12 protein-coding genes and 1 pseudogene are annotated in these 12,871 nt (G+C 33.8%); 5 read left to right on the top strand and 8 right to left on the bottom strand.

All coding sequences use genetic code 11. The annotated features are described in order from the left end of the window. Positions 1-554 precede the first annotated feature (554 nt). Complete coding sequence (locus tag CRI88_RS11350) at positions 555-953, top strand: hypothetical protein (protein WP_036122512.1); 399 nt, start codon at positions 555-557, stop codon at positions 951-953. Between the two features lie 544 nt (positions 954-1,497). Beyond that, a pseudogene (locus tag CRI88_RS11345) lies at positions 1,498-1,656 on the top strand (alpha/beta fold hydrolase); the annotation flags it as partial. A gap of 126 nt (positions 1,657-1,782) precedes the next feature. On the opposite strand, the gene CRI88_RS11340 reads toward CRI88_RS11345, so the two are convergent. Further along, entirely contained in the window at positions 1,783-2,307 is a 525-nt protein-coding gene (locus tag CRI88_RS11340; protein ID WP_089932221.1) for a hypothetical protein, read from the bottom strand. 1,072 nt (positions 2,308-3,379) lie between these two features. Here CRI88_RS11340 and CRI88_RS22850 point away from each other — a divergent pair. From CRI88_RS22850 to CRI88_RS22840, 3 genes are all read left to right on the top strand, one after another. Next, positions 3,380-4,030, top strand: a complete 651-nt coding sequence (locus CRI88_RS22850) for a hypothetical protein (protein ID WP_244504819.1) — start codon at positions 3,380-3,382, stop codon at positions 4,028-4,030. 628 nt (positions 4,031-4,658) lie between these two features. Continuing rightward, positions 4,659-4,949 carry a DinB family protein gene (locus CRI88_RS22845; protein WP_249645746.1) on the top strand — a complete coding sequence of 97 codons (291 nt, stop codon included), beginning with the start codon at positions 4,659-4,661 and terminating at the stop codon, positions 4,947-4,949. Between the two features lie 5 nt (positions 4,950-4,954). Beyond that, entirely contained in the window at positions 4,955-5,125 is a 171-nt protein-coding gene (locus tag CRI88_RS22840) for a hypothetical protein (protein WP_249649163.1), read from the top strand. A gap of 199 nt (positions 5,126-5,324) precedes the next feature. Here the strand turns inward: CRI88_RS22840 and CRI88_RS11320 are convergent, their stop codons facing one another. The 7 genes from CRI88_RS11320 to nikA form a co-directional block, all read right to left on the bottom strand. Then, the gene (locus tag CRI88_RS11320; protein ID WP_036122522.1) at positions 5,325-5,933 is read right to left on the bottom strand and encodes a YpjP family protein; all 609 of its coding nucleotides are present in this window, start codon (positions 5,931-5,933) and stop codon (positions 5,325-5,327) included. Positions 5,934-6,385: 452 nt separating this feature from the next. Continuing rightward, on the bottom strand, positions 6,386-7,591 hold the full coding sequence (gene cntE, locus CRI88_RS11315) for a staphylopine family metallophore export MFS transporter CntE (RefSeq protein WP_051891652.1): 1,206 nt from the start codon (positions 7,589-7,591) through the stop codon (positions 6,386-6,388). Further along, complete coding sequence (locus tag CRI88_RS11310; RefSeq protein ID WP_051891653.1) at positions 7,588-8,403, bottom strand: ABC transporter ATP-binding protein; 816 nt, start codon at positions 8,401-8,403, stop codon at positions 7,588-7,590. Before CRI88_RS11310 ends, cntE begins: the two co-directional genes overlap by 4 nt. Then, positions 8,400-9,260 carry an ABC transporter ATP-binding protein gene (locus tag CRI88_RS11305; protein WP_101966621.1) on the bottom strand — a complete coding sequence of 287 codons (861 nt, stop codon included), beginning with the start codon at positions 9,258-9,260 and terminating at the stop codon, positions 8,400-8,402. The genes CRI88_RS11310 and CRI88_RS11305 overlap by 4 nt, the downstream gene beginning before the upstream one ends. A gap of 16 nt (positions 9,261-9,276) precedes the next feature. Next, the gene (locus tag CRI88_RS11300) at positions 9,277-10,083 is read right to left on the bottom strand and encodes an ABC transporter permease (protein WP_036122528.1); all 807 of its coding nucleotides are present in this window, start codon (positions 10,081-10,083) and stop codon (positions 9,277-9,279) included. After that, complete coding sequence (nikB, locus tag CRI88_RS11295) at positions 10,083-11,021, bottom strand: nickel ABC transporter permease (RefSeq protein WP_101966620.1); 939 nt, start codon at positions 11,019-11,021, stop codon at positions 10,083-10,085. Before nikB ends, CRI88_RS11300 begins: the two co-directional genes overlap by 1 nt. 5 nt (positions 11,022-11,026) lie before the next feature. Further along, complete coding sequence (gene nikA / locus CRI88_RS11290; protein ID WP_101966619.1) at positions 11,027-12,628, bottom strand: nickel ABC transporter substrate-binding protein; 1,602 nt, start codon at positions 12,626-12,628, stop codon at positions 11,027-11,029. Positions 12,629-12,871: the final 243 nt, after the last annotated feature.

Below are 12,871 nucleotides of genomic sequence, written 5' to 3'. Positions count from 1 at the left end.
TCTGCGAAATCAAGGAACTGACTAACAGTATGAGTTGCATAAGTGGGATCATGGATGCATCTTTTGTACTCTGCAATCGCTTGCTCGTATGCCTTCATTTTATAATTTTGACCACTAAATAAGCTGCTGTAATTAACACTTGATTACTTGCATCCCTCTTGATTTCGTACATGGCTATCTTTGCATGAATATAGCTACTATTATCACCCATAAATGATCTGTAGTAGCTACCTGTTATCCTTTTAACACCATTTTGCTCTCCAGTATGTTATAATGCTATATGACTAAACCAACAAAGAGCATTAACCGATTTGAGCTGTAGCGTGTAACAACGCTACAGCTTTTTAATTTTAGACAGATTTTTTACTCATCATTGGCTCACCACCTGTAATACTAAATACTTTTAAATGCACATTCTGTTCAAAGTAGTTCACTCAATCATTTCTTTCAACTTCCTCTCTAAACAAGAATCATCAAGGACAGTGAAGAAGTAATAAACGAATAAAAAATTCATAGTATAGTAATAATGCCAAAATATAACAAGGGGTAAGGCTATGAGTATTGAATTCATCACACTAGCACCAACATTATTGCATGTGTTTAAAGCGGGAGAGTCGAATCCCAAAAAAGAAAGGCGCATTGTTTATGGGCAAGCTACATCAGACGCAAATGGTATAGCTACGTTTTATTTTACAGACAATGCATTAGCTAATGGCAATCCACTATTATCAACGATTGACTATGCCGTGGCAAGCGTATATTCTACAAATTCATCGATCAATGCAAGACCAAGAGTACAAATGAGAGAAAAGAATAGTACTGGAAAATATGTCTCTGCTAATATTACAAATATTAGTGGTGTCACAGTATTAGGAATTAGTGTATTAGGTTCAGAAAATCCAGTAAGTGGCGTTATTGTAGATTTTATGGTTTTAGGTAGTTTTGAAAGTTAGGAGAATGCGATGAGTTTGTAAGACTTCAAGCTGTAGCCTTTGCAAAAGCTATAGCTTTTTTCACGTTATTATTTACATCTACTACACAATGAGATGATATTATGGAAAATAATAAATTAGTCTGTAGAGCTTGTAGTAGTAACTCTTTTGCAACTGGTCAGCTTGGTCATGAAAATTATCTTGCGATAGAAATGTTAGACCTGTAAGATCTTTAATTGCTTCAGGCTCCCCACTTATTTTGTTGTTTTGCAAAAATTGTGGTGAAGTGTCTTGATTTAAAGTAGCCAAACCTGAAATTCAGCTAGCAAACCTTAAGCATTAGCAATTCCAACAGAGGCAGCTTCAACCGAATTTAAACATTAGGTATGATGCAGCATTTAAAGTAAACCTCCCTCCCCCTCCGTTTACACTAATTCTCAAACCAGATGAAGACTAAGTATACTGTTATTACAAATTAGACGCTCAAAATTCATATAGTAGTTTAATCCATTACTGAACATTTGGAGGACTATCAAGAATTAATTTTCAAAAGATAGAAAAATTAGTGGATGGAAAAAATATGAATGTTTTGATTCAAGGACAAGGCACAGAAACAGTCGTGCTACTACCAGGTTTTGGGACAGGAACACCAGCACTTGATTTTAAGCCGCTAGTAGAAGAGTTATCGCCATTTTACAAAGTTGTAATGATTGAGCCTTTTGGTTCTACTTAAAACGAATAGTTTTATACCAAAAATAACCAAATGAAGTAATGTTATGTTTGATAATAAACGATGTAGATATTCCTCAAAAAACCAGGTACACAAGTAGTCCCTGGTTTTTATTTAAAGCTAAATTGAATTTGCCATTTCAACAAGTAACTCTGGTTTGATGGAATCGGCACCTTTTTTATGAATGCCAAACATATACTGCAAATTATTTTTTTCAAAGACAAAGAACTTATATATTTGATGTTCAAAATAAACTCCTTTACTACCATCTTTGAGTGGATAACTTTCACCTTCAAAGTCCAATTTATGTTTTAAAGACCGAATATCAATTTTAAATATATTCTCTTTTATATGTTCATTTACAAAAATTAAGTTTAAAGTGGTATTCAGATTATATTCAGAATCTACATAAAATTTACCAAATTTGTGTGTAAATGAAATGGTAGAAGGAATTGTTGGTAACTTTACTTCAGTTTTGTAGTATTTTTCAAACGCATGAACAGCACTGTCAAGGGATTTATATCCTCCTTCAGAATATTTATCCACTAAAGAGGACGATTGAGTATTTGCATAAACATTAACACTAAAGGTAAAAATAAAAATGCAACTAATTATAAATAAAATATTACAAACTATTTTAACCATTTTGCTACACCCCAATCAATAAAATAAAGCATTAATCTCTGAACTGTTTTCAATAAACCTCCCTTCGATATTTAGTATTTCAATAAAAGTATGAATTATTTAGCTGTATTACAAAATATAATTGAAAAAGGATCTAAGTTCACTAACACTCGAACTTAGATCCTTACTCTTTATATTTATTGGGAGACTGAACCTCTTCCAGTACATCTTTCCTTAATTGATGTATCACTACAATATACTTTCACCCTGTAATTACCAGAACTTGGTACAGTCCTATATTGAGTATCAGTGAAATATACTTCATCTCCTATATTATTATTATTAGAATCTACCAATTGAGTAATAAAGTTAAATTGACCTGTAGATTCATTATTAACTGCTAATTTTTGTCCTTTCTGAGCATAAACATACTCTGAAAAGTCAACTGCTTTAATTTTTCAAATTGGTATGTATGCTCTTTTTTCTACTTTTTTTCAGAGATGTTTACACATGTAGAAACAAGCTACTTTATTTTAATAATCCTTTGACATCTATCACTCTATTAAATCTTAAATTCTAATAAAAACACTCCTTTTCTCAAAAAACTAGACTTTGACTCTTCTTGTCTACTTTTAATTTTACTACCTGCTTATGTAAAACAGAAACTTTATGTTACACATATTTAATAGAAGAGAATAAACTTCATAATATAAAAGAAAAACATTTGGAATTTATATAGAAAACATTCATTTTAATGTTAAAATTTTCTATGAATGGTTTATGTGTATAAACTGTTCCCGAAATATCAGAAAAGAATGGGGGTCTTAAATGAAAAAATCAGTCCTACTTAGAGTATTGGCATTGATAGCCGTATTACTAATCCTTTTTTCAGATGGGATACAAACCTATGATTTTCTCATCCTATTGTTTGCTGTTTTCTTTATAGGTATGCCGTGGTACAAATTTTTCAAAAAGTAAATTTAAAGTTAGAAGGAGTAGTAAATGAAGTAAAAATTAATCCTTTTTGTAATGATTATACTTTTAGCATTTCAACCCCTATCTGTAAATTTAGGTGCTTTGGCTAAAGAAACAAATGAACATAATGATTGTAAGTTGTTCACAACAAGCACCTTTGCAAATTGAAAAGAATGGTTTTCTTAATAACTTAGTAGTCGTAAATGAAGTAAAAGAGGATTTAGATATTGCAGAGAAGTTCACACATAGTGAATACAGTAGAGAAGACTTTGATTGGCAAAATATTGAATATATGGATTACGGTAAGAATAAAGATGGTTTGATGATTCCTTATAAAAAGAACAATGAAAGTTTTGATATACGATTACTGACTACTTATGATAAAACAACTGGTGAAGTCGGTGAATTTATCATAATGAAATCAACTCTAGATGTAGAGAATGATGAAATCAATGTTACTTATGCAACATTAAATAACGAAGACATGCTTGGTATGACTCTTGAAGCAAGTACAAATAAGGTAATTGATAAACATGTTTATTTCGATGAAAATTCAGAAGTTTCCCTTTTATCAACTAATAGTGCTAAAGCAGGTTATTGGAGTGATTCATGGGAATGCTTAAAAAACTATTGGTATGATGCTCCTGAACTAACAAAACAAATATGTAGTGCTGCATGTGCGTCAGTAATATTTGGTGGAAATGTTGTAGGTGCTGTTGCTTGTGCTAGTTGTTTAGGTTCTCATGTTATGGTATGTCTAATCCACTAATAATTTAATAAATGTAAAATCCCTTCTAAGGACGTTTAAAACGTATTAGTGGGGATTTTTTTATATAGAGTTCTAAATAGTGCCAATAAAACAGAGTGCTGGTTTTTATAATAATGTTCCATTTGCTATCCTTCATCCTCAAAGTGCGACATTAAACTATTCAAATTCATTTACTCCTATTGGCAACACAATTCTCCTAGAATGCGTAACTTAATTAGAGACGTCGCTGTCTAAAGGTGTTCTACCATACGGTGGTTCTACTATAGGGAAACTCCACCAGAGACACCTCCATCATCTTTGCACCATTCTTTATTTAGTTTTGACTCATTTGCACCTTCTAATTCTCCCAACCTTTTAACAGCTTTGCAATAAGCAAAGAAAGTATTATAATCATTGAATTCATTCGATTTATGTTTAGAGTTTTTCAGTCGTATTTAAAATTACCTACTGATTTCTCAGTCAATCTTTCGTCCAATTATTTACACCTCACTATGTCACATTTTCTTTCGATTGATCATTCCAAATATTTAATTCTCCAGCCATATACTTCTTGAACTATGAAATAAAGTATTTTTATAATTTCTAAAAAGCCTTCTTATCAATTCATTTATAATAAACATATTAATAAGTGAAAGGATGTATTTATTTGCTGCTTCCATATCGTAATGATCTTAGAAAAATTTTGATACCTTACCTAAACAATCTTGATGAGGAATTTTGGTTTAAGAAACCAGATTTCTATCCAAATAATCTAGCTTGGTTAATTTCTCATATATCAAGTAGTGAAGACTATTGGGTGAATGAAATTGGACTTAAAAAAAGTTGTATTTTAAATCTTAACGATGCTTGTTCACCTAAAGATATATTAGATAGCTATATTCAAATTAGAGACATACTGATGACATATTACATATATTAGGAGATTTGCAACTCAATAAATTAGTCGAAATTCCTAAATTTTCAGATGGATGGATGCCACCTTCAGTACCTACACTAAATTGGCTGTTTAATCATGTGTATACGCATGAAGCATATCATGTTGGACAAATCTCGCTTATCGCCCGCATTAATGGATTTCAAAAGGCATTATTTTAACGATGAAATCATCACTTTAGATTTCATTTAAATCTAAGGAAATCAAAAAATGATGATTTTAGGGTACATATATTTCATTACCTCCCCCACTCTGTATATCTCTAAAAGACTATGACAAAAACATTTACTACAAACGTTGATATATCAATGTTTCCAAATAAAAAAAACACTCGCATTGTAAACGAGTGTTTCACATCTTCTATGACAACCACTTTGGTGGTGTGTTTTTTTCCCAATAGATATCGCCAAGGTTGTGGTGTACCATGAATTCGTCCTCGGCACTGTGATAGTGGAAGTTATAGTAGTAGCCTTCCTGTGGTCTTTTTTCTGTACGCACATGGAAACGGATTACATCTGCTCCGGTTTCATTGTTAATGACATTGAAAATTTTTTCACCATAATGACCACTTGGCTTTTCAGAGATTGTTAATGATGCAGCGCTTTGATCGCCAAGATTAGCCACTGTCATCGCAATTGCTTCCTCCATTTTTGGGAAGATGATGCTGTCGAATTCATTGCTAATTTTCGGACCGACTTTTGTGCCAAATTTTATGTACGATTGCTCTCTTGCTGCATCTAGGAGTAAGGCATTATAATCGATCTCTTCTTCTTGAATTTGTATCTGTTCGTCTTGATAATCATCATGCTCAGCAGCAACAGCAGTGCTTGTCCTCGGTTCAGGGCCGATGGATGCACGGTTCGAAGGATTGTGATCAAATGCTTCCCAAATTTCATGTGTAGGCGTTATTAAACCAAATGTTAAAAACGCAACCATGATAACTATACTTTTTTTAACCCACGTTTTCATTTTTTGTCACCTACTCTTTATGTACAAATTGGTAATTCTCCTATTATTATATACGTTCTCGCCATTAAAAGGTTTCATATTTCTATAATTCATTGTACAATATTTATGAATAATGTGTCGGTTTTTTAAAGGAGGTACAAATCATGAGCATCGTAATGGGTATTGGTCTTTTATTAATGTTAGGTTACTTATCATCTTTATGCTTCACGGACTAATTTTTTTATTTTGTAATATGTACCCTACAAAGCCCTAAAAGCCTGTTATATGCAGTCTTTTGGGGTTTTTCATTTTTCTTTACTAGGTATGGCCCTTAAATAGCACCCATCTGATCATTCATTCTTTCAACCATCCTAAAAAATATCAGTTCCTAATCAATCTTAAATTAAATATAATGATGTTGAAGCGAAGTCACGCTAAAAATGAAGGTATTTTGGACATTCTCATTGACTTCTTTACTTGGACCTTTGAAGGGCATCACAATGTTCTAAGTTAGTATATTCTCCACTAGCAGTTAAATTATATATAATTGCCAATAAACCAATTACTGAACATGCAGAAAACATCATTGGATATGAACCAAATTGTACGATAATACCCATTACCATCCCACCTAAAGAAAAACCTAAGTCATACGATGCTAAAAATAACCCTAATAATACATGTTTATGTGACTCCGGAATTGCAAAAGAAATGTATGTGGTTAATGTAGGATATAACATCGCTGCTGCTATTCCATTAAATAAAACACTAATATAGACAAACGATCCGATAAGAGGAAGTGCCGCTAGCATCGTTGTCCCAATAATAGAGCTACTCAATATAAGGGTTATGAAACCTGGATGCCACTTTCCATCAGATGGAATATATTTTCTAAAAATAAATCTACTCCCTACAACAACTAGAGCCTGCAGAAATAAATAAAGCCCAACATTCCCTGTATTTGTAGTTAAAAAGTACAGAGGTAAAAATGTCGAGATTGCCCCAAATATACTTGCACCTATAAGCATTACCCCCGAAGAAACGATTAACCCTTTATGCGCACGAGCTAATTTCATTCCTTTTCTCATATCCTCCAAGGTGAACGATACATTTTCTTTTTTTACTTTCGGTAATGGTGATCTAATGAAAAACATAAGAGGTGCAAAAGCTAAGCAGGTAATAAAAATTAATAGCCAAGATACATCTCCTTGAACCCAGATAACCATTGCTAATGCTGGTCCATATAACCCTGGCATGACACTTGATAAAGAATACATTGCCATACCTTGTCCTCTATCTTCATCTCGTAAAGTCTCCGTGATACCCATTTGCATCGACATGGAGAAAAATGCCGTCACGATTCCTTGCAAAATGCGCACAACATAAAGACTTTCAACACCAAGCGATACATACAAAAGGAGTGCTGCTACATGCCCTAGTAATAAATATTTCATTACTGTATGGACACTGTATTTTGATACCATTTGACCAGCCCATGGACGTAACACCATACAAACAAACATATAGATTCCCATCATCAGACCGATTTCTGCCTCTTTCATTCCGTGATTAGCTGCCTGCAAAGGGAATATGACAGTTAATACAGAATTAGCCGTAAAATAAAAAATTGCCAAGCCGTAGTTTTGTAGCATGCTAAAAGATAATGGACTTACTTTCATAATTCCAACTCCTCTTTTAGGTCCAATTGGTGGTGAATAGAATCGATTTTAAGTTGTGAATCCAATAATACTTTTGTGGCCACATGTTTTGCATTCTCTAACTCATCTATCAGTAGTTGTTCCACAATTCTTCCTTTATGCATAATCGCGATTTCATCTGCCAAAAGTCGAGCTACATGTATGTCATGGGTGATAAAAAAGTAAGTTAGTTTTAACTCGTGCTGTAATCGTTTGAGTAGTTTTAAAATACTAATTTGCACCAAGACATCCAAACTATTTACTGATTCATCTAAAACAATCAATCGAGGTTGTGTGGAAATCGCACGTGCAATTGTAATTCGCTGTAATTGTCCGCCACTGAATTGCTGAGGATATTTCATCATATCCTCTTCTGACAGACCAACCATTTTTAGTAACTTTCCTACACGATCCTCTATTTGATTTATATCTAGCTTTTCATATACTAGTATTGGTTCCACAATAATGTCTCTGATTTTAAGCTTAGGATTTACTGCACTATGACAATCTTGAAATACCACTTGTAACGATTGTTGCAATCGTTTTCGTTCATTTATAGTTGTTTTATGTACATTTATCCCATTAAATAAAATCACACCATCATCTGGCTTTTCAATTCCAAGTATCATTTTACCAAGCGTACTTTTTCCAGAACCGCTTTGTCCTAGCAACGTAAAGCAACTGCCTTCTTTTATATTAAGCGACACATTTTCTACTGCCTTTACCATCGAATTTTTCTTCCTAAAAAATCGTGATTGACTATAGCTTTTAGATACTTGCTGTACTTGGATCATCTGTATGTCCCCTCCATTCTCACCCAGTGGTTCTGATCATATAAGACAAGCTCTCCTGATACTGAACCTTCATACTTATCAGCAAGCTCTTCTAACTTACTATGCTCATCTCGTGCTGCAACAAGCGTTTGAGTGTAAGGATGAATCGGGTGCAATAAAATATGGGAAGTGGGACCTTGCTCAACTACAATCCCTCTTCTCATTACAACTATTTCTTCTGCTAAATTTGCAATAACACCTAAATCGTGCGATACAATCAACATCGACATTGCCGTTTTCTCATGAAGTTTTTTTAATTCCTTTAATATTTCAAGTTGTGTCATAGTATCTAGTGCTGTGGTAGGTTCATCAGCAAGTAATAGCTTTGGCTCAAGGCTTGCTGCAATGGCAATCATGATACGCTGAAGCATTCCTCCGCTTAGTTCATTTGGATATTTGTTTAAGATCTCTACATTACCTAATTGAAAAAGTGCGAGCTGCTCCTTTGCTTTCTCAATTGCTTCCTTTTTAGACATTTTTGTATGTGCTTGAAGCGTTTCAATGAAATGTCCACCAATCGACACAATTGGATTAAACATGGACATTGGATTTTGCATAATGAGCCCAATTTCCTTTCCTCGCACCTCACGCATTTTTCTCTCCTCTATCGAAAGCAAACTCTTTCCATCAAATTCAATACTTCCCTTTGCAGATCGCTCTTTACGGTAAAGATTTAAAATCGTCGAACATAATACAGATTTTCCGCTACCACTCTCCCCAATAATTCCAACAACCTTGCCTTTCAGAACTGATAAGCTCACTTGATTTAGCACCTGTTTATTATGGATAAATACAGTTAAATTTCTAATCTCTAACATATTATTTCACCTCTTCTCACACTGATTTTGGATTAAGTAAATCTCTTAACGAATCACCAAATGCATTAAAAGTTAATACAGTTATTGAAAGCATTACACCTGGAATGATCATTAACTCAGGTTTTATCATTAAGTATGTTTTACTCTCACTAATCATCATGCCCCATTCAGCTGTTGGAGGCGTTATCCCAAGTCCTAAAAAAGACAACTCTGAAATCATTAATATCGTTGAACCTAAACCGATTAGCTTTAGTAGAAGCATTTGCGGAAATACAAACGGTACGATATGACGCCACATAATTTTCAAAGTCGGGACACCGCAAATTTTGGCATAAACCACATAATTCGTTTCTTTTAAACTCACAACCATATTCCGTATAACTCGTGCAAAGCCGACCCAAATTACAATGACAATTGCAATTACTAGATTTCCCATCCCTGCTCCAAGTGCACCAACAATAATAAGCGCAAAAATAAAATTTGGAATTGCGAGCAAAATATCGCATAGACGCATTAAGACTAAATCAATCCAACCTCCAACATAGCCTGCAGTTATACCAACGACCATACTAATTAGTAGCGTGACTAGTAGTACAATGAGTGCAACAAATAACGACACTCTCGCACCTTCGATTAACCTTGATAAAACGCAACGTCCTAAATGATCTGTCCCAAGAGGATATTGTATTGAAAAACCTTGTAGCTTCATGGCCATATTCGGTAAATGAGGATCATTTGGCATAAGCAATGGTCCAAATATCGCAACAAAAAATAGGATGCTTACAAGAAACGTACTACAGTAAAATGCCCATTTTTTTCTCATCACAATTCCTCCTTTAATCGAATTCTCGGATCAATAAACGCACATATTATATCCGCTAAAAAATTAATGATAATGTAGAAGAAACCAATAATCATAATGAAACCTTGCATTACGTTATAATCTCTCGCTGTTATTGCAGTAACAATATAACGGCCTATGCCGGGTATAGAAAAAATAATTTCAACTATTGCAGCCCCACCAATAAGTACCCCTAATGTCATCGCAAGTGAAGTTATAAATGGTGTCAATGTAGCTTTAAAAATATGCTTACGAATAATGACTGACTCACTTATACCTCTAGCACGTGCAAACGTTATAAAAGGCTTATCCATTTGCTCAATCATATTTGTACGAATCATACGAATGTAAAATGGTACATTGGCCAAAGCTAAAGTTAATGCTGGTAAAATGATTGCATCTAAATTTCCCCATCCCATAAGTGGAAGAAGATTAAGCTTAAAAGCTACAACATAAATCAGAACGAAACCTAGCCAAAAACTAGGCATCGAGGCAATGAAAAATATAGTCATTCTTGTTAGATTATCAAAAGCAGAGCCCTTTTTTACTGCACTAAAAATCCCAAGTGGAATAGAAATAACTAATATTAATAGAAAAGCTACGAGCGCCAACTGAGTTGTAACACCAAAATAGGACAATAATTCCTCACTAACTGCGTTTCCATTCATATATGAAGTTCCAAAGTCGAATTTTAATACTCCACCAAGCCATGTTACATATTGTGTGAGCAAGGGCTTATCCAACCCTTGCTCCTCTCTTGCTTGCTCTAGTATTTCATCTGTTACTGGAATATGGTTTGCCATATAATATGACTCTATCGGATCACCAGGCATAATACGCATGAGTGAAAATGCAATTAACGTTAAACCAATCATTGCTATAGTCATACTAAAAAAGCGGTTTAAAAAGTACTTTGCCATTATTATCACTTCATCTCATATAAATTAATTGGTACCTCAAATTGTTGAGGAGAGAATTTGATTTTTTTGAATACATCATTTGCCACAAGATAATTTTGCTTATATGAAATTGGTATAAAGATAGCCTCTTGCTGAATTGTTTGGATTATACTTTCATATAATGAAGCCCGCTCAGTTACATCTGTAGATCTAATAACACGTGTAATTTCCTCTATAAGTTTGTCACTCGAATCTGTTCCCATAATGGAATAGTTACCAATTTGTTGCTCTCCTGTCATAGTACGTATATACATATGAGGATCATAAGGTGCGCCCCAAGTATCATTCATTACTATGTTGTATTCACCTGCTTTTGTTCGCGCATAATACACTTGATTATCCTCGGCTACCAATTTCACATCCGCACCAACTTCTTTCCAAGCTCCTTGTAAATACTCGTATATTGCTTTATGAATTTGGTCGCTTGAATTGTAAGCCATTAGTAATTCAAGCTTTTCACCATTCTTTGAACGAATCCCAGTTTTTCCATCAACTATCCAGCCAGCTTTATCTAGAATTTTTTTAGATTTTTCTACATCAAAATTATATTCTTCAATTTCAATATCACTATATGGGAATCCTGGTGAAAATAAAGAGTGTGCCTCTTGCTCCATACCACTTAAAATATGATCAATAATAGTTTGTCGATCTAGTGCATGTTGAAGCGCCAATCGTACCTCTTTATATTTAGTTACACCAAAAGTGGTATTAAGAGATAATATACGAGTTGATAGAGGGTCTGAAACTTCAGTCAAATACTCGTCATTCTGTCTCAATGTGGTAAACTCAATTGGAGTAAGTTGGGAACTTCCGAAAATTAAATCAATTTCACCATTTTCTAAAGCCATCATACGCATCTGTGAATCAGCAATATATTTCACTTCTACTTTTTCAATCGAGGGTTTTTCTCCCCAATAATTTTCATTTCTCGTAAATACAGCATGATTTTCATCTGCTTCATTTAAAATCCATGGCCCTGTACCAATTGGTTTCTTGATTCCATCTGCTGTATTGCCACTGTCTGGAAATCCAGCGTCACCTAACATACGTAATGGACGAATTAAAGCCAACTCCTGTAAAAACGGATAATATGATTCTTTTAATGAGACCTTTATTGTTAACTCATCAATTACTTCAACTTCATCAATAACTGTTACTACCTCTAACCAACTATGCGCTAAACTATTTCCGATAACTGTCTCAAAATTACGTTTAACGTTATCTGCTGTTAACATAGAACCATCAGAATATACTACTCCTTCTCGCAAATGAAATGTATATTCCTTACCATCCTCAGAAATATCCCAATTCTCAGCTAATCCTGGAGATATTGTCCCATCATTTCCATAAGCAACTAATGGATCATATAGCAGCGCCTGTGCAAACATTTCGTTTGGTGAATATAAATGAGGGTTCGCCTCTCCTATATCTGACGGCCAAGACATTTTCAATGTATTTTTATTAACACTACTTTCTTCACCAGCATTGGGTGCTGTATCATCGCTACAAGCTACTAAAAAAAGTAAAACAAATAATGGGATAAATAAAAAATATTTTCTCTTTAACATGTTTAGTCTCCTTAAATTCATCGTTATTCCATTTAATTGATGCTAAAATCAATCCACACAAAAAGAAGTAATTTCTAATCTGATTTCTTTTTATAAATAATGTTATTTATTCCTCCCTCCTTCAAATTCACAAAAAGTAATGATTACGCTTTGAACAGGTCGCTCCACCATTATAAATAGTAATGATTACTATTATCAATATTTTTTTATTTATTTTCATTCTACTCCAAACACCCAAAGTCT

It is taken from the genome of Lysinibacillus fusiformis (assembly GCF_002845985.1).
GTDB classification, from domain to species: Bacteria; Bacillota; Bacilli; order Bacillales_A; family Planococcaceae; genus Lysinibacillus; species Lysinibacillus fusiformis_D.
The sequence above is the reverse complement of the archived record's forward strand: the minus strand, read 5'-3'. Positions and strand labels throughout refer to the sequence as shown.

Coding starts and splice junctions, on each gene's coding strand:
- CRI88_RS11350 (WP_036122512.1), top strand. CDS start 555: ATGAGTATTGAATTCATCACACTAGCACCAACATTATTGCATGTGTTT.
- CRI88_RS11340 (WP_089932221.1), bottom strand. CDS start 2,307: ATGGTTAAAATAGTTTGTAATATTTTATTTATAATTAGTTGCATTTTT.
- CRI88_RS22850 (WP_244504819.1), top strand. CDS start 3,380: ATGAACATAATGATTGTAAGTTGTTCACAACAAGCACCTTTGCAAATT.
- CRI88_RS11320 (WP_036122522.1), bottom strand. CDS start 5,933: ATGAAAACGTGGGTTAAAAAAAGTATAGTTATCATGGTTGCGTTTTTA.
- cntE (WP_051891652.1), bottom strand. CDS start 7,591: ATGAAAGTAAGTCCATTATCTTTTAGCATGCTACAAAACTACGGCTTG.
- CRI88_RS11310 (WP_051891653.1), bottom strand. CDS start 8,403: ATGATCCAAGTACAGCAAGTATCTAAAAGCTATAGTCAATCACGATTT.
- CRI88_RS11305 (WP_101966621.1), bottom strand. CDS start 9,260: ATGTTAGAGATTAGAAATTTAACTGTATTTATCCATAATAAACAGGTG.
- CRI88_RS11300 (WP_036122528.1), bottom strand. CDS start 10,083: ATGAGAAAAAAATGGGCATTTTACTGTAGTACGTTTCTTGTAAGCATC.
- nikB (WP_101966620.1), bottom strand. CDS start 11,021: ATGGCAAAGTACTTTTTAAACCGCTTTTTTAGTATGACTATAGCAATG.
- nikA (WP_101966619.1), bottom strand. CDS start 12,628: ATGTTAAAGAGAAAATATTTTTTATTTATCCCATTATTTGTTTTACTT.